This window comes from Mesorhizobium sp. WSM4806, from assembly GCF_055811635.1.
In genome coordinates this window covers 329,531-351,331 of sequence record NZ_JBVVQZ010000004.1, presented here as the reverse complement: position 1 = coordinate 351,331, position 21,801 = coordinate 329,531, and the positions used below count along the sequence as shown (strand labels likewise).

General features: G+C 60.5%; 25 protein-coding genes, 1 tRNA gene and 2 pseudogenes. 18 read left to right on the top strand and 10 right to left on the bottom strand.

All coding sequences use genetic code 11. The features are described from left to right. On the bottom strand, window positions 1-195 hold the full coding sequence (locus AC0L2M_RS09425; RefSeq protein ID WP_128170745.1) for a hypothetical protein: 195 nt from the start codon (window positions 193-195) through the stop codon (window positions 1-3). Between the two features lie 20 nt (window positions 196-215). Continuing rightward, on the bottom strand, window positions 216-2,327 hold the full coding sequence (gene katE, locus AC0L2M_RS09420) for a catalase (protein ID WP_287229628.1): 2,112 nt from the start codon (window positions 2,325-2,327) through the stop codon (window positions 216-218). An 879-nt stretch (window positions 2,328-3,206) separates the two neighbouring features. Here katE and AC0L2M_RS09415 point away from each other — a divergent pair. The 5 genes from AC0L2M_RS09415 to AC0L2M_RS09395 all read left to right on the top strand — a co-directional run bounded on the left by AC0L2M_RS09415 (window position 3,207) and on the right by AC0L2M_RS09395 (window position 5,634). Then, window positions 3,207-3,551, top strand: coding sequence for a hypothetical protein (locus tag AC0L2M_RS09415; RefSeq protein WP_287229630.1), 345 nt, complete (start codon window positions 3,207-3,209; stop codon window positions 3,549-3,551). A 101-nt stretch (window positions 3,552-3,652) separates the two neighbouring features. Continuing rightward, complete coding sequence (locus tag AC0L2M_RS09410; protein WP_023803165.1) at window positions 3,653-3,892, top strand: hypothetical protein; 240 nt, start codon at window positions 3,653-3,655, stop codon at window positions 3,890-3,892. Between the two features lie 341 nt (window positions 3,893-4,233). After that, the gene (locus AC0L2M_RS09405) at window positions 4,234-4,536 is read left to right on the top strand and encodes a hypothetical protein (protein WP_128170742.1); all 303 of its coding nucleotides are present in this window, start codon (window positions 4,234-4,236) and stop codon (window positions 4,534-4,536) included. Window positions 4,537-4,603: 67 nt separating this feature from the next. Then, complete coding sequence (locus AC0L2M_RS09400; protein WP_023803164.1) at window positions 4,604-4,969, top strand: low affinity iron permease family protein; 366 nt, start codon at window positions 4,604-4,606, stop codon at window positions 4,967-4,969. Window positions 4,970-5,265: 296 nt separating this feature from the next. Further along, entirely contained in the window at window positions 5,266-5,634 is a 369-nt protein-coding gene (locus AC0L2M_RS09395) for a hypothetical protein (protein WP_128170741.1), read from the top strand. On the opposite strand, the gene AC0L2M_RS09390 is transcribed toward AC0L2M_RS09395, so the two are convergent. Next, on the bottom strand, window positions 5,631-5,882 hold the full coding sequence (locus AC0L2M_RS09390; RefSeq protein WP_023803162.1) for a hypothetical protein: 252 nt from the start codon (window positions 5,880-5,882) through the stop codon (window positions 5,631-5,633). The genes AC0L2M_RS09395 and AC0L2M_RS09390 overlap by 4 nt on opposite strands. A gap of 28 nt (window positions 5,883-5,910) precedes the next feature. Here AC0L2M_RS09390 and AC0L2M_RS09385 point away from each other — a divergent pair, with 28 nt between their 5' ends. The 3 genes from AC0L2M_RS09385 (at window position 5,911) to AC0L2M_RS09375 (ending at window position 8,494) form a co-directional block, all read left to right on the top strand. Continuing rightward, entirely contained in the window at window positions 5,911-7,230 is a 1,320-nt protein-coding gene (locus AC0L2M_RS09385) for a DUF982 domain-containing protein (protein WP_473534652.1), read from the top strand. Between the two features lie 500 nt (window positions 7,231-7,730). Continuing rightward, on the top strand, window positions 7,731-8,030 hold the full coding sequence (locus AC0L2M_RS09380) for a DUF1236 domain-containing protein (protein ID WP_023803161.1): 300 nt from the start codon (window positions 7,731-7,733) through the stop codon (window positions 8,028-8,030). 230 nt (window positions 8,031-8,260) lie between these two features. After that, window positions 8,261-8,494 carry a hypothetical protein gene (locus tag AC0L2M_RS09375; protein WP_023803160.1) on the top strand — a complete coding sequence of 78 codons (234 nt, stop codon included), beginning with the start codon at window positions 8,261-8,263 and terminating at the stop codon, window positions 8,492-8,494. A gap of 99 nt (window positions 8,495-8,593) precedes the next feature. Here the strand turns inward: AC0L2M_RS09375 and AC0L2M_RS09370 are convergent, their stop codons facing one another. Continuing rightward, a complete protein-coding gene (locus AC0L2M_RS09370; protein WP_473534651.1) occupies window positions 8,594-8,944 on the bottom strand; it encodes a hypothetical protein in 351 nt (116 codons plus the stop codon). 180 nt (window positions 8,945-9,124) lie between these two features. Between AC0L2M_RS09370 and AC0L2M_RS09365 the strand changes: the two genes are divergently transcribed. The 4 genes and pseudogenes from AC0L2M_RS09365 to AC0L2M_RS09350 all read left to right on the top strand — a co-directional run bounded on the left by AC0L2M_RS09365 (window position 9,125) and on the right by AC0L2M_RS09350 (window position 11,262). After that, the gene (locus AC0L2M_RS09365; RefSeq protein ID WP_128170739.1) at window positions 9,125-9,310 is read left to right on the top strand and encodes a hypothetical protein; all 186 of its coding nucleotides are present in this window, start codon (window positions 9,125-9,127) and stop codon (window positions 9,308-9,310) included. An 87-nt stretch (window positions 9,311-9,397) separates the two neighbouring features. Further along, window positions 9,398-9,616 carry a KTSC domain-containing protein gene (locus AC0L2M_RS09360; RefSeq protein ID WP_023803157.1) on the top strand — a complete coding sequence of 73 codons (219 nt, stop codon included), beginning with the start codon at window positions 9,398-9,400 and terminating at the stop codon, window positions 9,614-9,616. Window positions 9,617-10,088: 472 nt separating this feature from the next. Beyond that, window positions 10,089-10,927 (top strand): annotated as a pseudogene (locus AC0L2M_RS09355) (ATP-dependent DNA ligase). 140 nt (window positions 10,928-11,067) lie between these two features. Continuing rightward, window positions 11,068-11,262 carry a hypothetical protein gene (locus AC0L2M_RS09350; protein ID WP_128170737.1) on the top strand — a complete coding sequence of 65 codons (195 nt, stop codon included), beginning with the start codon at window positions 11,068-11,070 and terminating at the stop codon, window positions 11,260-11,262. A gap of 47 nt (window positions 11,263-11,309) precedes the next feature. Here AC0L2M_RS09350 and AC0L2M_RS09345 read toward each other — a convergent pair whose 3' ends face one another. Then, entirely contained in the window at window positions 11,310-11,795 is a 486-nt protein-coding gene (locus tag AC0L2M_RS09345; RefSeq protein ID WP_128170736.1) for a hypothetical protein, read from the bottom strand. Window positions 11,796-12,029: 234 nt separating this feature from the next. Between AC0L2M_RS09345 and AC0L2M_RS09340 the strand changes: the two genes are divergently transcribed. Beyond that, window positions 12,030-12,308, top strand: a complete 279-nt coding sequence (locus tag AC0L2M_RS09340) for a hypothetical protein (RefSeq protein WP_128170735.1) — start codon at window positions 12,030-12,032, stop codon at window positions 12,306-12,308. Window positions 12,309-12,857: 549 nt separating this feature from the next. Here AC0L2M_RS09340 and AC0L2M_RS09335 read toward each other — a convergent pair. Continuing rightward, a pseudogene (locus AC0L2M_RS09335) lies at window positions 12,858-12,989 on the bottom strand (XRE family transcriptional regulator); the annotation flags it as partial. Window positions 12,990-13,216: 227 nt separating this feature from the next. Here AC0L2M_RS09335 and AC0L2M_RS09330 point away from each other — a divergent pair. Then, on the top strand, window positions 13,217-13,567 hold the full coding sequence (locus tag AC0L2M_RS09330; RefSeq protein ID WP_023803151.1) for a hypothetical protein: 351 nt from the start codon (window positions 13,217-13,219) through the stop codon (window positions 13,565-13,567). A 291-nt stretch (window positions 13,568-13,858) separates the two neighbouring features. Here the strand turns inward: AC0L2M_RS09330 and AC0L2M_RS09325 are convergent, their stop codons facing one another. Continuing rightward, a complete protein-coding gene (locus tag AC0L2M_RS09325; RefSeq protein ID WP_023803149.1) occupies window positions 13,859-14,008 on the bottom strand; it encodes a hypothetical protein in 150 nt (49 codons plus the stop codon). A gap of 193 nt (window positions 14,009-14,201) precedes the next feature. On the opposite strand from AC0L2M_RS09325, the gene AC0L2M_RS09320 reads away from it, so the two are divergent. Continuing rightward, entirely contained in the window at window positions 14,202-14,408 is a 207-nt protein-coding gene (locus tag AC0L2M_RS09320) for a hypothetical protein (RefSeq protein WP_128170734.1), read from the top strand. A 13-nt stretch (window positions 14,409-14,421) separates the two neighbouring features. Here the strand turns inward: AC0L2M_RS09320 and AC0L2M_RS09315 are convergent. Beyond that, window positions 14,422-14,495 (bottom strand) — tRNA-Gln (locus AC0L2M_RS09315). A gap of 140 nt (window positions 14,496-14,635) precedes the next feature. Continuing rightward, a complete protein-coding gene (locus AC0L2M_RS09310) occupies window positions 14,636-15,568 on the bottom strand; it encodes a lysylphosphatidylglycerol synthase domain-containing protein (RefSeq protein WP_128170733.1) in 933 nt (310 codons plus the stop codon). A gap of 514 nt (window positions 15,569-16,082) precedes the next feature. Here AC0L2M_RS09310 and AC0L2M_RS09305 point away from each other — a divergent pair. Next, the gene (locus tag AC0L2M_RS09305) at window positions 16,083-17,456 is read left to right on the top strand and encodes a Ppx/GppA phosphatase family protein (RefSeq protein WP_128170732.1); all 1,374 of its coding nucleotides are present in this window, start codon (window positions 16,083-16,085) and stop codon (window positions 17,454-17,456) included. 136 nt (window positions 17,457-17,592) lie between these two features. Next, the gene (locus AC0L2M_RS09300; protein ID WP_027154665.1) at window positions 17,593-18,288 is read left to right on the top strand and encodes an RlmE family RNA methyltransferase; all 696 of its coding nucleotides are present in this window, start codon (window positions 17,593-17,595) and stop codon (window positions 18,286-18,288) included. A gap of 191 nt (window positions 18,289-18,479) precedes the next feature. Here the strand turns inward: AC0L2M_RS09300 and AC0L2M_RS09295 are convergent, their stop codons facing one another. Further along, window positions 18,480-19,898, bottom strand: coding sequence for an MFS transporter (locus AC0L2M_RS09295; protein ID WP_473534650.1), 1,419 nt, complete (start codon window positions 19,896-19,898; stop codon window positions 18,480-18,482). Between the two features lie 377 nt (window positions 19,899-20,275). On the opposite strand from AC0L2M_RS09295, the gene guaB reads away from it, so the two are divergent. Continuing rightward, a complete protein-coding gene (gene guaB, locus AC0L2M_RS09290; RefSeq protein ID WP_023798441.1) occupies window positions 20,276-21,778 on the top strand; it encodes an IMP dehydrogenase in 1,503 nt (500 codons plus the stop codon). The last annotated feature ends 23 nt before the right edge of the window (window positions 21,779-21,801 follow it).

Here is a 21,801-nt window from a genome sequence, read left to right as displayed (position 1 = left end):
TCACAGCCAATCGAAGGTCGCGATCTGGACCAGGACCGCCTTCGCTCGATTGATAGCGGCCTCGTTGTTTCCGCCGTCAACGCGTGCCAGGTCGACGGCAACGCAGTCGCCGCTTTCGCCGCAGAAGATCACGCGCAGGATGGGCTGTCCGGTCGGGGCGGTTGCCTGGGTAACTTCGGTTCGAATGATCTGCATGAGAAACTCCGTCACCATCGCTAGAGTTTGACGGCCATTTCCCGGCTCCAGAGACGCAGCTTGCGGCAGCCCTCGATAAAACCGGTAATCGCCTTGGGATCATCGAGACCAATCATGCCTTCATCGGCTTCCGGATCGACTCCGGCCTTCTGCAGCAGCGGGACGGCGCCCGACGTGAAGCCGATGAATTTGCAATGAGCAAAAGCGTCGGCAACGAAATCGCGCGCGGCGGCCTCGCCCGTCAGGCGCTCCGCTCCTTCCTCGGAGAGGATCAGCGCTACTGCGTCGAACAGGACCGATGGCCCGCCGTCGATCATGTGCTTTGCAGCGATGAGACTTCCATCCGCCGCCTCGACGCCGCCCACCTTGGGCGCTATGACCTCCATCACTGCGCCTTCCTTCTCGATCGCTGCCTGGAGGTTCTTCAGCAGCGCTGCATCGGCGCCGGGACTGACAAGCACACCGACCTTGCGGCCAGCAAAACTGTCAGGCCCGTTCCGGATAATGCTGAGCGCCGGCGATGGTTCGAGATCGTCCCTCGGCGCGACCGCCGCATCCGCGGGCTTGGGCAATTGCTTCATGCCAAGCTTGTCAGCGACAGTTTCTGCCAAGCCTTCATCAATGTTGAGGAGATGCGACACCATGCGCTCGCGGATAACCGTTGTCTCGACCTTGGAGAGCTCGAAGGACAGCGCCATGGCGATATGCTTCTGCTCAGGCGCGGTCTGACTGTTGAAGAACTGTCGCGCCTGGCTGTAGTGGTCGGCGAAGCTCTCTGCGCGCAGACGGACTTTCTGGCCTTCCTCGGCCTCGGCGAACGACCGGAAACCGTGCTGCGGCGATTCCCGCGGGCCTTCGCCGAATGAATTGGGCTGGTAGTTCACGCGGCCGACCGGATTGCGCATCGCCATGAGGCCATCCTGCTGGAAGTGGTGGAACGGGCATTTGGGTGCGTTGATCGGGATATGGGTGAAATTGGGGCTGCCGAGACGCTTCAGTTGCGTGTCCAGGTAGGAGAAGTTTCGACCCTGCAGCAGGGGATCGTTGGAAAAGTCGACGCCGGGCGGTACGTTCTGCGTCATGAACGCGACCTGCTCGGTTTCGGCGAAGAAATTGTCGGGCATACGATCGAGCACCAAGCGGCCGACCGGGACCGGCGCGAGGATTTCTTCCGGAATGATCTTGGTCGGATCCAGAACGTCGAAGTCAAAACTGTCCGCGAAGTCCTGATCGAAGAGCTGGAGGTTGAGCTCCCATTCCGGGAAATCACCAGACTGGATGGCATTCCAAAGGTCGCGTCGATGGAAATCGGGGTCAGCGCCGTTGATCTTGACCGCTTCGTTCCAAACGACCGACTGCATGCCGAGCTTCGGCTTCCAGATGAATTTGACGAAGGTGGATTCGTCCTTCGCATTGACCAGCCGGAACGTGTGAACGCCGAATCCCTGCATGAACCGGAAGGACCGAGGTATCGCCCGATCCGACATGACCCACATCACCATATGCATCGATTCGGGCGTCAGGCTGATGAAGTCCCAGAAATTGTCGTGTGCCGATTGCGCCTGCGGGAAGGCACGATCAGGCTCCGGCTTCACTGAATGAATGACGTCGGGAAACTTGATTGCGTCCTGAATAAAGAAAACTGGGATGTTGTTGCCGACGAGATCCCAATTGCCTTCGTTGGTGTAGAATTTGACGGCGAACCCACGCACGTCCCGCGCCAGGTCGAACGAGCCTTTCGAACCGGCCACCGTGGAGAACCGCACGAAGGCCGGCGTCTTCTCGCCGGCACGCTGGAAGATATCCGCGCGGGTGTAAGCCGCTAGCGATTCATAGGTCTCGAAGAAGCCGTGCGCGCCATAGCCGCGTGCATGCACGACGCGCTCGGGAATGCGCTCGTGATCGAAATGAAAAATCTTCTCACGGAAGTGGAAGTCTTCGATTAGTGACGGTCCGCGCTGGCCAATCCTTAAAGTATTCTGGTCATCGGCCACTGGGCCGCCTTGGGCGGTCGTCAGGATCTCGCTGTCGCCTTCGGCGATCTGGTGAAGCTCGCCTCCGTTCCCCCGCACGAGCTTTTGATCATGGATCGTCGCGGGCTTGCCCGACGACTGTCTGGTTGTCTTGGCCATGCTTGAATTCCTTGAAAGGAGGGGCGGCTTCAGGTCTCCCTCAATGCTGGGACACCCACTTAAGTTCCTGGTGGGTGTCACGTGGCCCGCATTTCGAAGAATAGCACTCGGCTGCCGGAACATCGGGCCCGCGCTCCGCCAGAGGCGCGGGCTTCGTGTCTGGGGGAACACGATCTCGCGACGATCGTTCGGGTCGCCAACAGAGCGCATACCGTCAGATCGAGGACAGGAAATGCGGGAAAGACAAGGGCTTAACCCATCAAGAAAAATACAATAGGCAGGAGCGCACGTCGGATGCTGCAAGGGCATTAACAGACATTGAGCGCGCAGCACGAGATGCAAAGACTGCTCGGCTGCGAGAGCAACGACTTAAGGCTGAAACCGCTCCTCCTGCTGCATTGGTAGCGAAACCGAAGAAAAACCGAGAAGGCAACAACTAGTAGTCACCCGGGATGCGGCGGATTTCGTGTTCCGTTGTGAGCGTCCTTTTTAAGCGTTCTCCGACATTGTCAAAGGTAAGCAGGTGGCCGTCGAGCGCAGGAAGGTGCGGGCATGAAGGTCTGCGCCGTTTCCCAAGCCGCCGAAGCCAGAACCCGCTCCAGGGGCCACGCCTGACATTTGCAACGGTGGTCAAGCTGGTGACGACTCGGCATGTCATCGACCTCGTGGCCCGCATGCATGGCTGCACATATGCCATACACGGCTGCACGTATGCCGAGATGAGAGGACCGTCGCGGCAGTATCGCATCGTGGCTGCGCGAGACGCGGCCGTGTGCGCCGTGATGGTGCTGAAGCCGAACTTGTCTAGGGGGCAGATAGGGTTGCTGTTCAATCGTGATCCGTCGACGGTGCAACATGCGCTCAGGAAGCGGGGATGCTTTGACCGACCCGCGCGTCCAAGCCCTATGTGATGAGCTCGGCATCAAGATTGTCGACCGGCATCGCTATCCGGAGCCGGGAGAGGCGCGCGCGGTCGAGACGCTGGCTCGCATCATACGCCGGCACGGGGAAGGGCACTTGTGCCTGGTGCTTTCGACCTTGGCCGAGACCGACAACAACAAGGGCCAACTAGACGAGGTTCTATTTTGGGTCGCATCCGACATGGTGCGGGCATGCCCTGAGATACTCGAGCGCCGCGCCGGCGACTGGCTGACGATGTGGGATGTTTGCCGCTCGGCGAGCTGCAGTTCATTGCCCAGGATCTGCGCGGCGTCGTGCCACTAATATTTTTGCATTTGTCGGTATGCTATACGAGCGGGTGGTCAAGGCATTTGGCCCGCGAGCATCCAGCCGGATTTGTTCGATGACCGCAGGAGAAATTCGGCATGAGTAACGTCGTATCGCTTCATGGCGACAAGCGCTGGAAAGCTGTTCTCGTCTACGACCACCAGAACGGCCCCATCACGATCGAGCACTTTTTGGAAGAAATTTCCGAGCTCCATAACGTCATTGAACACGGCCCGGACTGGAACACCCTGATTACGTGCACGGTGACAATCAACCGGACGGACGGCGGCGAGGAGCAGAACAGCCAGGAAAAAGAGGCGCGCCATGAACATCGGTGAAATCGCGGAGCGCTTCATCCGCGCGGCCGAGATCGAGCGCGCCAGCCATGAACATGTCGGGCCGGCCGGCCCAGCAGCTGCCCTATGTTCACACATACACCGATAAGCTGCAAAGAGGTGGGCGACAAGCTCGACCCTAAGGCAGACCCGCTAGCGTAGGAGCGAAGGGCGTTCTGGAACCGGATCGGCACCCTGCCGTCGGGACAAGAGATCAGCGAGCTCGAGGCGCTGCAACGAATGGCTGCTCGCCGTTGGCAATGAGAAGGAACGCCGAGCGTCCTCGCCGGGGGCCAGATCCAAGGTCGGCGGCAAGTCATTCCGCAGCTGGTGCTTCAAGGTGGATGGCATCCACCCGAACACCGGACGGGATAGAAAAAACCGGGCTTTGCAGCAAATCGCGATCATTCTCGCCGCAGGGCCTCAATAGCGAAAGCGCCGAAATCAGGCTGTTGCATCATGAAATCAGGGGTGTTTCGGCTACGATCACGGAAGATGCGGGCGAACGGGACAGCCTGAATTCGTGGATCGCCGACGGCGCGTTCGCCAAGATCCTTTCATCGGAACATGACGACTTCTCTTGGGCTGCCAAGCGCAATGAGCGCCGATGCCAGCAAGAGGCGAGGCGGCGCAATCAAGCTGTGTGATTTGCGCCATTGACGAGCACCCGAAATGCCGCCCCAATCGGGATTACGTGGTCTATTGGGGATTCGCATGAACCGATTTCTCTTTGTGATCGCCGACTTTCTGTCCCGTCCGCCCGGCTTCTATGTGCTGCTCGCCGCGATGATAGCCTGCACTGCGATGGTTCCGTTTGGGCTAACAAACGTAATCACCTATGCGCTTTCTGTAGCTGCGATAGTGATTACCGGGGTCGTACTGATCCAGGGTTACCGCGACACCGCTGCCATCCATGCGAAGCTCGACGAGATCATCGTTGCATTGAAGGAAACGAGGAACAATGTCGTCGGGCTGGAGCACGCCGAGCCTGAGGAGATCAAAGCCCATTTGGCGAGGCTTGAATTGGAAGCAGCGGCGGCTGATCAAGAAGCTAAGCACGAGGGAGTCCCTGGCGCCTAATTACGCCAGCGGCTGCCAAGCACTGGCCGCGGGAAGCGCAGAAGCGGAAGGCTGCATGACCCGAGCTGAGATCAAAGCCGAAGTAGAATGGCTGCTGGAGTACGAAAGCCTTAGCGCGTCAGAGTCCGCAAACACACCGCTTCGGCTCTGAAGGTATTGAGGGCATCGAGCGGGAGTTCTTTGACCCCGGCGACAGCGGCAACATTTTTGCCCCGGATGCGTCTCGACCATCATAGACGGCTGTTGGCGCCGCTGATCGGCGCGATGTATGGCCTGCCCGATATTCTGGTCGTCTGATGGCCCGGTTTTATGACGAGATGCATCAGGAGTTCGCGAGCGAGATGCTCGGCGAGTTCAAGCAGGGCGTTGTCATGCTAACCCGCACGGTCACAGCGCCGCCAGATCCGTCGACGCCATGGATACCGGGCGAGCCAGTGACGACGGTCTATCCACTCGATGCGGTGATGCGCCGCGTGTCTCAGAAATACGTCGACGGCACCCTCACTGTGGCGACCGACAACCAGATCACTTTCGCAGTACCCTCGATCGTCTCCGCCATGACGGACACACTCGTCATCGACGGCGTCGAGTTGGTCATGAAGGACCTACGGCCGATCCCGCCGGCCGGGACGCCGGTCGCGTATATCGCTTTCGTGGCGGGTTAGCCGCGGAGCGATATCCCAGAAAAGAGCGACGCCAGCGACGACCGCATGTGAGACTTGGCAACAGCGATGTCCCCTTCGAAACCGGAAAAATCGATCTCCATATGATCGAACGTGGACAGTGCCCGCTCTTCCATGTCAGCCAATGCCCGATCTGGGTCATCCGATTGCTCAGCAACCATTGATGCAATTGCCATGAGTGCGATGCGAAGCACCACAAGCTCCGTCGAATGATGGGCCAAGACATCCATACCAGTCTCCTTTTAAGGTCCGGAACGAATGCTCAAACGCCTATCCCCCCGTGATCGTTTCGAACAGCTTGTCTCGACCTATGAGCCGATGCTGCGGACCGCGTTTTTCGAGGCGATCGACGACATCCGCTCCAACATCGTTCTGCGCCGTGTGGTGGAGAGCTTGGAGCGCGGCGACGTCAAGGACGCTATTGCAGCCATGAACCTCGACGAGGCCGCGTTTCGGCCGCTGGAAGAAGCCATCCGGCAGGCCTACAACGGCGGCGGTGTCGCCACGGTCGAACAGATGCCGGCGCTGCGCGATCCGAGCGGCCTTCAGGTCGTTCTTCGTGGGGATGCGCGCAATCTTACGGCTGAGACCTGGTTGCGCGAGCACTCGGCGCAACTGGTCACCAACATTGTTGCTGATCAACAAGTTGCGATCCGTGCCGCTTTTTCTAAGGGCCTTGCCCGTGGCGCCAATCCAACGAGGGCCGCATTGGAGGTAGTAGGCCGCGTCAACAGGGTGACTGGCCGCGGAGGAGGTAGGGTGATCGGGCTCACCACAGTTCAGAGCGACTATGTTGCCCGAGCCCGCGATGAACTGCTTTCCGGCGAGCCCGACCAGTTGCGGGCCTATCTGAATCGGAAGCGACGCGACAAACGTTTCGACCGCACGATCACAGCTGCGATCCGAGATGGTAAACCAATCCCTACCAACTTGGTGGCGCGGATCATTGGCCGATATTCCGACAGCCTTTTGAAGCTCCGCGCCGACACGATTGGACTGCACGAGACGTTTGCCCCGCTTGGAGCTTCGAAAGACATCGCATTTCAGCAGGCGATCGCCAAGGGCGCGGTGAGGGCGGAAGCCATCACGAAGAGCTGGAAACACACGCCGCAGGATCATCCTCGCGTTCAGAGGGTGGTCGATGCCGATAATTCTCGCTTGGACCGGTTCATAGTCATCGTCTTCGTCCGCCATCGTCCCTCCGTATCGGACAGCGGCGCTCGGAATTCACAACGATGCAACCACTGCCTTGTCTTCGCGTTTAGCCGCCTTCAATCCTGGCGAGCGACAAAGATGCCGGCGTTTATTCCGATTACAATCTACCTGAATGACAGATCGATGCTGATTGCGTCGATCCCCGATGCTGAGACGGCGCTTCAGCAACCATGGCCATTCATGGACAAGCCATCCCGACTTGAAGCAATTCGAATGATCGAGGAATGCCTGGCTGGACACTGCACCCAACAAGCCGCGTTCGATGCCTTCAAGGCGGCCGCAAGTGAACAGGGGCTTCTTAAGCGAAAGCCTCCAAGCATAGGCCTCAGGAAATTCGACGGGGTTGCCGAAGACCTGCTGTGAGGTGATGCTGCCTCGCGACCTTAAACCGCTGACAGGCCTCCTGAGCGGACTTGGTCAGCCGCACGGACCACACCCGCCAAATCGAGGAATGGCGGGTGGTCCTTTATCAGCGCAGGAAGGGACTTAGCTGCGCAGATCTCAGTTCGTCGCTCCGTCCAATCGTCAAGTCCGGTCGTTCCTAGAACGATCCCTAACTAACGATTATTCCAATCGCAAGGAATGTGATCGAAACTGTGAAGACCGGAGCGAGTAACCAGCGAGCTTGGTGGACACTATTTTCCATGGGCTCCTTCCCGCGAACTTGCAGGGATCAACGACTATGCGCAGCGGCGGTTCCGGGTGGCGCTATGTCCGGCCTATTATGCCAAAACAGGCGAGACCTAGGTCCTGTCGTGCATCAGCCTGAGGGACTTTTGGGGAACAAATGCAGCTGGCTGGGGTTTGTTAAGTCTGGCGCGAAGACGCGTTCAGCGGAACAGAGCTACACAAAGGAGGCACTTATGAGAATGCATCTTTCCACTGCAGCCGCGGGATTTCTGCTGCTGGCAGGCCTCGGTGCCGCTGCCGCTCAGGACGTAGTCATCGAGCCTGAACAGGAGACGGTCATTAGGGAATACGTGAAAAAGCAGCCGCTCGCATCGGTGAAAATCCCTGGAGTGGAGCTCAATATCGGCTCAACCCTGCCCGAGACTGTCGAACTTCATGAAGTCCCCAACACCAAATACCGCACCGTTGTCGTCGACAACCGGACCGTTGTCGTTGACCCAGGCACACGCAAGATCATCAAGATCATCGAATGACGTAAGCGACTGGGAGGACCGCCCGCCGTGCCGAAAGGGTGCGGCGGGCTTTTCTCTTTCTGGAGGAACGCGATCTGGGGACAATGGTTCGGGTTGCCAACAAGGCGCCGTATCGCCGGATGAGGACAAGCCCGTGCCTTCGTTGTTGGTCCGATTGCCCCAGCGCTACGACACAGAGAAGACACCTTTAGATAAGACTAAGCCAGCAGGCCATTATTGAGGATGCTCTTATGAACCCGACCGAATTGCAGGCGATTAGCGATACGCTGATGCGGGTAGTGACGCCAGAGATGACACCAAAACAGCTCCTAAAGGCTGCAAAAAAGGAGCATCCGGACGCGTCAAAAAAGGACATCGCTCGCGCTGCGTTCTTCTCGATCATTGCGAACGCTGACCAAGCCATTGGCAAATCGAGGAACTTGCAGGCTTTTGCGTTGGCAGAGCGGACACAACAATCTGATTAAGATTGATGGTCGACATGCGTGGCCCTGTTGGTCAAAATTTAACGCTTGGTACCCGGAGTTCCGAAAGCGACCAGAAGCCGACATTTACTGTTCTGCCTCCTATAACCCTGCGAGGGCATGGGCAGAAGCCGAGACGGCGAAGACTGTCGAGATCAGCTTGGATTGCCAATGCCGCATATCGAAGAGCGCGAACTGTGCAGCCAGGCGAATGGCCCAGAAAGCGGCTCCGAAAAACAGAAGTGGCGGCCAAATTAGCCCCCGGTACAAAAGCCAAAGCAATGTTGCGCCGTAAGACACAAAGGTGAACGTCAGCATGACATTCAGAGTTTGAGTGATTGCTGCGTTTAGGTTGCCCGAACCCTTCAGCCGGGCCGGCCATCCGAAAAGCCGCCAAAATCCTAGATGGAAGGCGGCGAAGGCAAGATCGAGCACAGCAGCGAGCATCAGCATGCGGAAACAATACCGCTAGAAACGTCCGCTCTCCACCCCGACACAGGGACACTCTGGCAATCGCCGGTATGGGTACCAAGCGTTGGATTTTGACCACTAGGTCCCAAACATTCCTGACCCTTGACGGAACCATTCCGTGACCTGCGAGTTGCGGCTCGGGCGGGGTTGGGACATGCAGACATGGCAAAGCGTGACGCAGCGGGCCATAAGACCCTTGCCGATGCCGTTCGCGAATTGATCGGCACCGAAGACAATCGTCGTAACGTACATAAGCTGCTTGGGCTGGAGGTCGAACCAGAACTGCCGCCAACTCTAGCTTCATTGCTTGAGGCGATTGGTAAGGCTGGTCGGGACGAAACCCCCTAGCTGCATGGGTCATCTGGCCGACCTTTAAATTGCCGTGCTGGGAACCAACGGGGCCACAATTCCGCGCCGAACCAAGGCGTGAACGTCATGCCGTCCACCTCGATAAGCAAAACGGAATACGATCCGGATCGTAGGACCCTCTCGGTGTGGTTCGTGGCCAGCGGCAAATGCTACCAGTTTGAGGATGTGCCGCCGGAGACCTTCGCCGAGTTCCGAGCCGCATTCGCCAAGGGCCGCTTCTTCAACGAGCGCATCCGCAATCGATTCCGGTACCGCCTGGTCGGGACCGCCAACAATTCTGGATGACCCCAGCCGTATGCGAAAGCCAACTCACCTATCCATCGAGCTTCAACGGCTCATGGTCGGGGAGATAATGATGCAGCACCTCGCCAAGGTTTCGCTTGTCGAACGTTTGGCCACACACGGGGCAGAACTCGAAATGCTCTGCTTCGTCCTTCGCAGGCGGCCCGTGGCGCTTGCCCTTGATCCGGTTGCGGGGTTGTTGGTTCTATCTCGGCCCACGTTGATCGTCCCGAACTGTGATAGGGACGGCCCGACAGCCGCTGCGGGGTAGGCAACCGACCGTCGGGCCTAACCGGCGGGGGTATGGGCCGTGTCCGCCGGCTGGGACGAATAATATGCCGTTTCATGCATCATTACTAATTTAGTAAAATGGTCACGTTCCGTTCCCCTAGCCGCCAGATCGGACGGACCTAAACTCGAATTCGTGCGTAAACCAGTGAGTGCCGGGCCCGGCCGGCTTGAGTTCATTCCTCCGATGATGCCTACCTTGGTCGCCAAGCCGCCCCAAGGCGACGACTGGATGCATGAAGCCAAATTCGATGGCTACCGCTCCCAAATCATCATCGACGCCGGCGGCGCTCGGATCTTCACCCGCCGCGGCCTAGACTGGACATCGAAGTACCGCGACCTGGTCGAGGCAGCCAAAGGTCTCAACGTACAGAACGCCATCATCGACGGCGAAGTCGTCGTCTTAAATGACGCTGGCCTTTCGGATTTTGCCGCTGCGCAAGGCAATCACGAGGCGCCAGCACGACCTCTATTTCGTCGCGTTCGATCTGCTGCATCTTAACGGCCACGACTTGCGCGACATGGCACTTGAGGATCGGCGGGAAATCCTGGCCGGGCTTATAGGGTCTGACAGCCGCATCCAGTTCAGCGAGACGATGCCAGGCGAAGTCAACGCGATCTATCATCTGATCGACGCGGCCGGCCTGGAGGGGATGGTATCGAAGCGCCGAGACAGCAAATATCGCAGCGGCCCGACCACCAATTGGCTGAAGACAAAATCCTTCACCGAAAGCGAGTTTGAACTCCTCGGCGTCGAACGCGAGAGGGGCAAGCCGGCGTTTGCTCTGATGGCTGAGCCAGGCACCCGGAAATATGTCGGCAGTGCGTTCGTGAGCGTCAACCGCGAGATGCGGGAGCGGTTGTGGAAGCGCGTGCAGGAACATGCCGGGCCACCGCCCAAGGATATGCCAAAGCGGCCGGCAACGCACTGGGTCAAGCCGGGGCATCAAGGCCCGCGTGAAGCATCTAAGGTGCGAGGAGGATCTTCGGCACGCATCGCTGCAGGATTTCCGGGAAGAGGATTGAAGGCCGCGCCAGATTGAGCGAGGCCGGACTCGCGAAATTCGCAATAAAGCGTACAATCCCAACGTCGTCCGTACCGAATAGAGGCATTGCGGACGCTTGGGAGATGGCAGTGCTTCCGCCCAAGAGGCAGGAGGGCTGAGATGGCGAAACCCCAGGCAGGCGCCCAGGTATCGGTTTTTGACTGCGATATCCTGCGCAGCGCCTTCATAAAAACCGTGATCGAAGAGAAGATCCCTGAAGACAAATGGCGGTCGGTTGCCGCGCTTTTGATCAGCGACTTTACCGGGAGCGATGACGTCGATCCTGACTTGCTGGAATGGATCGTGCGCAAGTAGCCAGAGCTACCCAGCCGTTAGTCTTTTGTCGCCTGCCACGCTCGTTGCTATGCCTTTTTGGGTACTAGAAAGCCAAAGGCAAAGTGAGACGCCTCTACCTGGATTTTCGCGAGGTCGCTAGCAGCCACCCGGATTTCATCGGCAGTCACCTCAAAGAATTGGTGTGTTGCATTTTGCCGGTTGACTGAGAGTTTCTGCCAAGCCTTCTTTTCTCCGAGGTATACGCTCCACGGACCATGAACGACACGATTGCGAAACGTGTTGAGTTCGCGCATCTGCTGGACGAGGCGATCGCGCTCGGCAAGGTCATTCGGTTCGGTGGTGTGTTGGTCGATGATCTGACCATACAGAGTGATTTTGTTATTCAAGTTGTTCGCTTTCCGCAGCTTCGGTTGGTCGGCGCCAAGCGCGGACAGCCAACGATCGATATGGAATTCCAGAAATCCAAACTGCATTATCAAGCGCCCTATCGGCTCGTAAAAATCGCTGTCGTAGCGCTCGATCATCTCCGATACGGATTTTGGACGTTCCATTATCGTGCTCACACTGACGAAAAACGCAACGAGCCGATGAAGCGGATACTTCAAGACGCCGCGCCGTTGCCGCACACGATAGCGAGAAGGTCGCAAAGAGTCCGGCCGAAAGAAATGAGGCCCCTGAGCTAATATCAACCCAATGTCAAAGAGTGGGCGTCCCCTATTGCCGACGCCCTCGTTTTCAGGATTATATTCCTCCCCGTTGCGGCGAGCCCTTCAACGGAGATCGCCATGCCCAAAAAGACCCTCGCCGACACCCTGGCCGCCCGCGAAACCATCTATGTCAATTGCGGACACCCGATGTGCTGCAAATCGATGAAGCTGGATATCCAGGCGCTGATTGACAGGCTCGGCCGTGACCACGGCTCGATGCATGACGACCTGGTCGGGCTCTTTATCTGCTCAAATTGCAAGGCTGCCGGTGGTGATCGACGGCAGGTGTTCTTCTACGAAGGCCAGCAGCGGGCGCGCAATCGCGACTGGAAGCCAACTTTCGAACGAGGGGGCTGAAAGTGGCCGGCGCCACTTGGGGGGGCGTTGGGGTAGATTGCCTTGTCGGGCGCCGGCCTAGCGGATTGGCGTCCGCCGCCTTGATACTACCGAGCTTGGGGAGATCCGAGTAATCCCGTGATCGCGGAAGTCATTGTGGAGGAACTCAGTCCAAATGGTCGCGTTATGCTACCTAAGGATTTTTTCCGATGGCTGACGATAGGGACAGAACACCCAGCGGAGCCCCTGACGACTCTGTCGTTCAGCGCTTGGTTAAAGAGGCGAATATAACCGAAGAGCAGGCTCGCGAGCTTATCGCTCTTCTGGGGTCCGACTGGCCGTCACTTATGCGGGAAGCCCGATTTCTAACTCGAAAACGCTAGTCGCCTCGAAAACGCTAGTCGCAGTGAGTTACGGCAATGGACCCGTGGCAAATCGATAACGTGGACGTAGAGAGGTCGCGGTTGCAGGTTGATGCCACGCGGGCCACGATTGCGGAGATGCGATCCGTCATGGAGGAGAGCCGGCGCATTCTCGCTCGATCCCAAAATCTTTTGCGCCGCCTGGTCTTCATTTCCGCAACCTCACACCGGCGCCGCCGCCGTTCTCGGGGATGAACTCGACGCCGGCCCATTCGAGCGCTGCCTGAAGGTCAAGCAGAGTGCGGTCATACGGCGCCCGCTTCCCAGCTTCAAAATTGTCAAGATCGCCGCCCGCCATTCTTCGCGGATGCAATGCGCGGTCAATGCCGATCGACAAGGTGGTTGAGAACTTCATGGAGTTTCTCGAAGCACCGGCAGAGCGTCACTGACGGGCGGCAAACTCTGCCGCTGCTAGCCCGCTGCCTTCAAGGTGGCGGGCTTTTTGTCGCTGAGGAACCATACGCGGCGGCGGCCGTTGAGCCCCCACCCAAAAGGGAGATCATCACAATGGCCGACGACCCAAACGAAGACGCAAAGCCGACGGAGACGCAGCGCGAAGCGCAGGAGGCCTTGGAGAAGCAAGTTGCGCAACTGAAACGCGAGATCAACAAGATCAATCGGACGCTCGCGGAGCACGCTGAAGAGGTGGTCGAGGAAGCTACTGGTTGGTATGAGGGCGCGGCCGATAGCGTGTCTCGGACAACGCAAGCACTTCGCAAAAGGGCGTCTACTGCTTCCGGTGTCGTTCAAGAAAATCCTGGCACGCTATCGTCCGCCTTCATGCTGGGCGCGGCTGTAGGCTTGCTGTTGGGCCTTGTTCTTGTGGCCGGCGACCAGCGCCGGGAGCGCTGGTTCTAACACGCCCAAATGAGCCCAGAGACTCCGCTGCCCTCACGGTGGCGGTCTATGGGCGGGATCAAATTCCGAATATTGCAGCTAGATAGTCCCCATGCAGGATCAAAGCCGCGCCCGCCGCAATGGATAGGGCAGAAAGCAAACCGCAAGCGATGCTGCCCCAGTTCGTGATGTCCAACGCCCTTTGGAAGGGTGGAGGATCGATCCACTTCTCAGCGTCCATAGCATATCGTATCGTGCCGAGGACGCGTAATTGAACGAGTGCATCGACCAGTTGATCCAAGCGAAGAAACCCTATGCCAGCGCCAGCAGAAGGCCAGCCACGAAGCACCAGACCGGGGCTTTGAGTGCTTCCAGCGTCGCAGGTTGGCTGGCTGGATTGTTCAGCAACGAAAACATGCCGAACAGCGCACCAGAATGGACTAGCACCAGCGACGCGGTCAACCAACGACCTCACTCGGCGGCAACCTGGAAAGTCGCGCGCTGAGACGTTTTGAGATCGTGGTAAACTAATGCAGCCGCGCTATCGCTGTCCATCATCGGCGTTTTAGAGTGCTCAGTTTCGTCATGTAAGAAATCCCGCGTTGATTCCCCGGCGGGATTGTCGCACGGACCTGCCGACAGTCGCAGGAAAAAAATGGGCACCGCAATTGGCACCGGCGAAGGCGCGCTCTCTAGGAACATGGCGGGAACAAATTGGCTGATCCGTGTTGCAATCGTGTTGCATGGACAGAAAGGGACGGGGCGGGACATGCCCGGAATGCAAGGGTTTGCGCGCTACAGGGCAGGAAAACCCATGCAACACGTTTCGGTCGCGATTGTTCTGCATAAGGGGCTGATTTAATTGCGGAAACTGTTGGCTGGGGAACCTGGATTCGAACCAGGACTAACGGAGTCAGAGTCCGTGGGTCTACCGTTAACCTATTCCCCAGCAGGCGCGGCTGTTGAAAACCACGCGGCAGGGCGACGATGGCGCCGCGCGTGCCTTGTAGCCGCCGTCGGAAAATAGTCAAGCCTGCCGAAGGCATTTCAATCGGCACGTTTCATAAGGGCGTGGTTCAAAGCCGCCCCTCAATTCTCCCTTCGCCCGAGCTGCGAGTGCTCGAAATACAGCACGACGCCGAGCGCCATCACCAGCGGGATGATCAGGTAGAACAGCCGGAACACCAGCAGTGCTGCCAGCACGCCGACCGGGTCCATATGCGACAGGCCGGTCAGGAAGACGACCTCGAACACGCCGAGCCCGCCCGGCGCATGCGAGATCTGGGCGACCGAGAACGACATCAGGAAGACGCCGAGCACGACGAGGTATCCGGGATTGCCAGCTTCGGGCAGGGCGAAGAAGATGATCGCCGCCGCCGCCAGCAGCTCGATCGGGCCGATCAGCAATTGCCGCGCGACGATCGGCAGAGCCGGATAATGGACCTGGAACCTTCCGATCTTCAGCGGCCTGAGATGCAGCCAGCTGCCGAAGACATAGGCCGCCACCACGAGCAGCATCGCGAGCCCCGCCGCCTGCGAAAGCCGATGATGCGGCGTGCCGGAAAAACGGTCGACGATCTCCGGTGCGAGCACCAGCACGATGCCTGAAACCAACACCGTCGACAGCACGAAGGTGATCCAGCAGATCGCCACCAGAATGCCGACGTCCTGTCCGGTCAGCCCCCTGGTTCCGTAAGCGCGGTAGCGGATCACCGCGCCTGAAAAAACCGAGCCGCCGATATTGTGCGACAGCGCGTAGGTGGTGAAGGAGCACAGGGTGACGAACAGCCACGACACTTTCTTGCCGATATGCAGGAGCGCGATATGATCGTAGCCGGCCAGCGACGCATAGGCGATGACTGAGCTCAAAGCGGCGAGCACCCAGCCGCGGGCAGGGATGGCGACGATGCCGTCCCAGACGTCGTCGAGCGAGATGCCACGCAGTTCGTGCAGCAGCAGCCATAGCGAGAAGACGACCGCCGCAACGCCGACGACCGGCCAGAAATAACGCCTCCAGTTCATGGCGTGACGATCATGCGTTGCAGCCCCGTTGCCCGTTCGGTTCGCGTCAGGAACTCTGCCCGCGATTTCGAATGTTTCATCCCCGCCATTTCAGAAATGCCTTATCGAAGCCGGCTATTCAACTGCGAAGGCGCGTTGCTGCGGGAGAAGGAAAGGCTGGCGATCCTTCGCGCCCCCCTCTGTCCTGCCGGACATCTCCCCCACAAGGAGGGAGATTGGCAGTTTTGGCGCTCCGCCCGTTTCTGCGACGGTAGGGATTGGCGAAAGCGGCGGTGACGGCCGATCTCCCCCAAGTGGGGGGAGATGCCAAGTTTTGGCAAAGAGGGCAGGACAGAGGGGGGCGCTGTCCCGCCATCATCGGGACGAGCGGAGCGGCGAGACAATGCCAGCGACAAATTCGACCCCTGCGCTCTTGGTGATCCGGCCCGGCGCTGCTAGTCTGGCGGCAACTTAGAACACGTGAAAGCGCCTGCTGCGTCCGGTCTCCGGTTCGCGCGGCGCGGAAGGAACTGAAGTGGAAGACCACGACACCGGCGCCGGCGCGCCGGAAGTGGGCGTGTCCAGGGCTTCGCCGCCGCCTTCGGGTCAGGCAAGCCCACCCGCCGGCCGGCACAATGGCCGCCCGGTGCAGCCTTGGTCCGGTCACGGACAGGCAGGCGACGCGTCCCAGCATCAGAATGGCCAGAAGGCCAAGACCAGGAAGCGGCGCAAACGCCGGCGCGGCCGCAAGGTTTTTGCGCGCGACGACGCTCGCCTCGCTGCGGCCGGAGTGGCGTCTGCTGCTGTCAGCGCTCCGGCCAGCCGCCCGCCCGCGGCGATCGTCGCGGCCTTGCCGTCGGTTGCGCCAGGCCGGCCGGAGCCGGCTGCTCGCCGCCCGCCGCTGCAGGAACTGCCGGTGTTTGCGGCACTCGATCTCGGCACCAACAATTGCCGGCTGCTGGTGGCGGTGCCGACGCGCCACGGCCAGTTCCGCGTCATCGACGCTTTCTCGCGCATCGTCAGGCTGGGCGAGGGCCTCACCGCCAATGGCCGGCTCGGGCAGCCGGCGATGGACCGTGCGGTCGAGGCGCTGAAGATCTGCGGTGACAAATTGCGCAACCGCAAGATCAGGAAGGCCCGGCTGATCGCCACCGAAGCCTGCCGCACGGCCGCCAACGGCGCCGAGTTCCTCGACCGCGTCGAGCGCGAGGCGGGGTTGAAACTCGAGATCATCGACCGCCAGACCGAGGCGCGGCTGGCGGTGTCGGGCTGCGGCTCGCTGGTCGACCGCGACACGCAAGGCGTCGTCCTGTTCGATATCGGCGGCGGCTCCTCGGAAATCGCGCTGATCGATCTCACCGGCCACCGCTCGCCGAGGCTCGCCAACCACATCGTCTCCTGGACGTCGCTGCCGGTCGGCGTCGTCTCGCTGGCCGAGCGCTTCGGCGGCCGCGCCGTCACCCGTGAGATCTTTGCCGCCATGGTCGAGGATGTGGCTGTGCGCCTGCACGCCTTCGACGGGCGCGACCGGCTGAGCCATGTGCTCGCCAGCCCGAAATTCCACTTGCTCGGCACCTCGGGCACGGTGACGACGCTGGCCGGCGTCCACCTCGACCTGGACCGGTACGACCGCCGCCGCGTCGACGGGCTGTGGATGGATCGCGACAGCGTCGACCGCATGGTCGAAAAACTGGTCGGCTGGGATTTTCAGCAGCGCGTCGCCAATCCTTGCATCGGCGCCGATCGCGCCGATCTGGTGCTGGCCGGCTGCGCCATCCTGGAAGCGATCCGCGCGGTGTGGCCGTCGGAGCGGCTGCGCGTCGCCGACCGCGGCCTGCGCGAGGGCATATTGAGCGAATTGATGGCCGACGACGGTGTCTGGCGCAACAATGGGCGGGGCAGAGCATGATCCCGAAAAGTGGCAGCCGGTTTTCGGAAAAGATCATGCTCAGACCAGAATGCATGATCCCGAACCGCAGAACCGCGTCAGCGAAAAGTGGCAACCGGTTTTCGGAAAATATCATGCTCAAACAAGAAGTCAGGCAATGACCAGGAAACCGGAAAAACCAGGCTCTGCCGGCATTCGCGTGCTGAAGACGCGGATCAAGAAGAAAAGCGGCCTGAAGGAATCGTCGCGCCGCTGGCTGCAGCGCCACATCAACGACCCCTATGTCCAGCGTTCCAAGGCCGACGGCTACCGCTCGCGCGCGGCCTACAAGCTGATCGAGATCGACGACAAGCACCATCTGCTCAAGCCCGGCATGAAAGTCATCGACCTTGGCGCGGCACCCGGCGGCTGGTGCCAGGTCGCCGCCGCGCGCACGAAATCGACGGCCGAACACCCGCATGTCGTCGGCATCGACTATCTGGAAATGGACGCGGTGCCCGGCGCGCCGGTGCTGTTGATGGATTTTCTCGACCCGCAGGCGCCGCAAAAGCTCGCCGAAACGCTCGGCGGCCAACCGGACATCGTTTTGTCCGACATGGCCGCACCCACCACCGGCCATCGCCGGACCGATCACATCCGCACCATGTATCTGTGCGAGGTGGCCGCCGATTTCGCCCTCTCGGTGCTGAAGCCGGGCGGCCATTTCCTCGCCAAGACTTTCCAGGGCGGCGCCGAGAACGAATTGCTCGCCAGGCTCAAGCAGAATTTCCGCTCGGTCCACCACGTCAAACCGCCGGCCTCGCGCGACGAGTCGGTGGAGCTTTATCTGCTGGCGAAGGATTTTAAGGGTTAGCGTCCTTTCCTTCTCCCCTTGTGGGAGAAGGTGGCCGAGCGAAGCTCGGTGGGATGAGGGGTGCTCCAGCTTGACGCAAACTCTCGTATACATCGGCAAAATCACCAACGCCTCATTCCGTCCAACATCCTCAACCGTCTCGGCGCTGCGCGCCGATCCACCATCTCCCACAAGGGGAGAAGGGAGAGAGCCTACGATCCCGGTGGACCCACTCCCATCGTCGTGGGCGCCGTCAGCCCGCCATGTCCCGATACGGCGTTGCCGGCATCGGGCGCCAGCCGCATGAATGACAGCGATGCGGCGGCCGACACCGCCGCGACGATGAAGAACGCGATGTGGAAGTCGCTCAGCGTCAGCGCCCCGCCATGGATTGTCGCCAAGACTTCCAGAATGCCGCCGGCCAGCGCCACGCCGAGCGCGATCGACAGTTGCTGGAACACTGCGGCGATCGGCGTCGCCCTGCTGGTGTCGGCGGTCGAAATCTCGGCATAGGCTAGCGCGTTGATGCCGGTGAAGAACATCGAGCGGATGAAGCCGCCGGCGAGCAAGGCGGCGAGGATCAGCAGATATGGCGTCTCGGGCGTCAGCAGGCCGTTGATGGCAATCGACGCCGCCGCGATCAGCGAGCCGAAGATCAGCACGCGGCGGAAGCCGGCGACCCGGAAGATCAGCGCGGTGACGAATTTCATGCCGATGGCGCCGATCGCCGCCACGAAGGTGATCATTCCCGACTGGAACGGCGTCAGCCCGAAGCCGATCTGGAACATCAGCGGCAAAAGGAAGGGTACGGCGCCGATGCCGATGCGGAACAGCCCGCCGCCGAGGACCGAGGCGCGGAACACCTGGTTGCGGAACAGTTCGAGCGCCAGCAGCGGATTTTTGGCGCGGCGCGCATGCAGGAGGTAAAGCACGGCAGAAACCAGCCCGACAGCCACGGTGAGGAAGCCGGCAATCGGCGGCAAGGCCGGCAGGCTGACCACCGACAGGCCGAAAACGATGCCCGATGCCGCCAGGCCGCTCAGCACGAAGCCGATGAAATCGAGCGGCGGCGTTGGCGCCGCTTCGGTCTCCGGCAGGAAGCGCGTGGCCAGCCAGATGCCGATCAGCCCGATCGGCACATTGATCAGGAAGATCCAGTGCCAGCTGAAATAGGTGGTGATGAAACCGCCGACCGGCGGCCCGACGAGCGGCCCGACCAATGCCGGAACGGTCAGCCACGACATCGCGGCGACGAGCTCGCTCTTCGGCGTGGCGCGCACCAGCACCAGCCGTCCCACCGGCGTCATCATGGCGCCGCCAATGCCTTGCAGGAAGCGTGAGACGACGAAGGCCGGCAGCGAATTCGACACCGCGCAAGCGACCGATCCGACGATGAACACGGCAATCGCGGCGCGAAACACGGTCTTGGCGCCAAAATGATCGGCCATCCAGCCGCTGATCGGAATGAACACCGCCAGCGACACCAGATAGGCGGTCAGCGCCAGCTTGAGCGCCACCGGGCTGGTCTGGAGGTCGACGGCGATCGCCGGCAGCGACGTTGCGATAACGGTCGAATCCATGTTTTCCATGAAAAGGGCGACCGCCAGGATAAGCGGAATGGTGCGGTTCATGGAGCGCGTCCGGATTCGATTGTTGCCGACCGGGCAAGCCGACAGGCAGGGCGGTTACCACGGGTTGCGTTGGATGTCGCCTTAACTTGCTGTCACATTTGAGCGACCTGGCAGCGGGCATGCCCAACAAAACTCCGGAGCAGCGCCGTCGGCGAGGCGGCCGCTTCGGCTTTCGCCAATCACCAGCAGTGAATGCCGGTCGCCATCCGTCACCGCGAAAGGCATTAAGCTGAGTTCGCGGCCCCGTCGTGCACAAGCAATCGGCTTTTCAACGGCGACGGGACGTGTTACGAGCCAGCGCCAATCCTGAAAGGGAAGAAGACGAGTCGGCGCTGTCCATCCGGTCCAGCGCTTTTCATGCATTCCGAGGGCTGGCCATGGCAAAGATTATCGAAACGTCCACGGGCGCATTGGCGCTGACCTTTGACGATGTGCTGCTGCAGCCGGGTCATTCCGAGGTCATGCCCGGCGAAACCGATATCGGCACCCGCATTGCCGGCGACATCGACCTCAACGTGCCGATCCTGTCCGCCGCCATGGATACCGTCACCGAGGCGCGTCTTGCCATCGCCATGGCCCAGGCCGGCGGCATCGGCGTCATCCACCGCAATTTCTCGCCTGCCGAACAGGCCGAGCAGGTGCGGCAAGTCAAAAAATTCGAATCCGGCATGGTGGTGAACCCCGTCACCATCGGCCCCGATGCGACGCTCGCCGACGCCCTGGGGCTGATGCGCAACTACAGCATCTCGGGCATTCCGGTGGTCGAGAATGGCGGCGCTGGCGGGCACACGGTCGGACGGCTGGTCGGCATACTGACCAACCGCGACGTGCGCTTCGCTTCCGACCCGGGCCAGAAAGTCTACGAGTTGATGACCCGTGAGAACCTGATCACGGTCAAGGAAAATGTCGATCAGGACGAGGCCAAGCGGCTCCTGCACCAGCACCGCATCGAAAAGCTGGTCGTGGTCGATAGCGGCGGCAATTGCGTCGGATTGATCACCGTCAAGGACATCGAGAAGTCGCAGCTCAACCCGCACGCCACCAAGGACGTGCAGGGGCGCTTGCGCGCGGCGGCCGCCACCAGCGTCGGCGATGACGGTTTTGAGCGCGCCGAGCGGCTCATCGATGCCGGCGTCGACCTTTTGGTGATCGACACCGCGCATGGTCACTCGCAACGCGTGCTCGATGCGGTGACGCGGGCCAAGAAACTGTCCAATTCGGTCCGCATCCTGGCCGGCAACGTCGCCACTTCAGAAGGCACGCTGGCGCTGATCGATGCCGGCGCCGATGCCGTCAAGGTCGGCATCGGGCCGGGTTCCATCTGCACCACCCGCATCGTTGCCGGCGTCGGCATGCCGCAGCTTTCCGCGATCATGTCGGCGGTCGAGACGGCGCAGAAATCGGGCGTCTCGGTCATCGCCGATGGCGGCATCAAATATTCCGGCGATCTCGCCAAGGCGCTCGCCGCCGGCGCCAGTGCCGCCATGATCGGGTCGCTGCTGGCCGGCACCGACGAGAGCCCGGGCGAAGTCTATCTGCATCAGGGCCGCTCGTTCAAAGCCTATCGCGGCATGGGCTCGGTCGGCGCCATGGCGCGTGGCTCCGCCGACCGCTATTTCCAGGCCGAGGTTCGCGACACGCTGAAACTGGTGCCGGAAGGCATCGAAGGCCAGGTGCCTTACAAAGGACCTGTGTCCGGCGTGCTGCACCAGCTTGCCGGCGGCCTGAAAGCCGCTATGGGTTATGTCGGCGGGCGCGACCTTGCCGATTTCCGCGACCGCGCCACGTTTGTACGCATATCCAACGCCGGACTTCGTGAAAGCCACGCCCATGACGTCACGATCACCCGCGAAAGCCCGAATTACCCCGGCGGAGCCTAACCAGTTCGCACGAAGCCTGACGG